1 protein-coding gene is annotated in these 479 nt (G+C 71.6%); it reads right to left on the minus strand.

Going from position 1 to position 479, the window contains the following annotated elements; translation table 11 throughout:
- Positions 1-347 (minus strand): hypothetical protein (locus VR45_RS41450; protein ID WP_199926110.1); only part of this gene is annotated, 347 nt, incomplete at its 3' end.
- Between the last annotated feature and the right edge of the window lie 132 nt (positions 348-479).

Below are 479 nucleotides of genomic sequence, written 5' to 3' on the forward strand. Positions count from 1 at the left end.
CGCGCCAGCCGGTTCGCCCGCGCATCCAACTCCGCGTACGACACCTCGACACCCTCGAACACCAACGCCACCGCGTCCGGCGTCCGCACCACCTGCCCGGCGAACACCCCCGGCAGCGTCGACGACGCCACCTCGACCGCCGTGTCGTTCCACTCCTCGACAACCTGACGGCGCTCGGCCTCACCCAGCACATCCACCGCCGCGAACCGCGACTGCGGAGCCTCCTCCAGGACGGCCGTGAGGTTCGTGACGGCGGCCCGCAACAGCGCGCAGATCTGCTCCGCATCGGCCGGTGCCACCGCTTCGGCGGTCAGGCCGAAGCCACTCCCGAGGTCGTCGACGGCCACGCTCACGGGGTAGTTGGTGTGGTCGCTCACGGTCAGCAACCCGACGCCCTCAAGGCGGGGACCGGTCCCCGCCTCCGGTGCCTGGCCGTGCCGGTAGTTGAGGATCGAGGTGAACAGCGGGCTGCCGCCCGT

It is taken from the genome of Streptomyces sp. NRRL S-495, from assembly GCF_000966955.1.
Lineage (GTDB): Bacteria > Actinomycetota > Actinomycetes > Streptomycetales > Streptomycetaceae > Kitasatospora > Kitasatospora purpeofusca.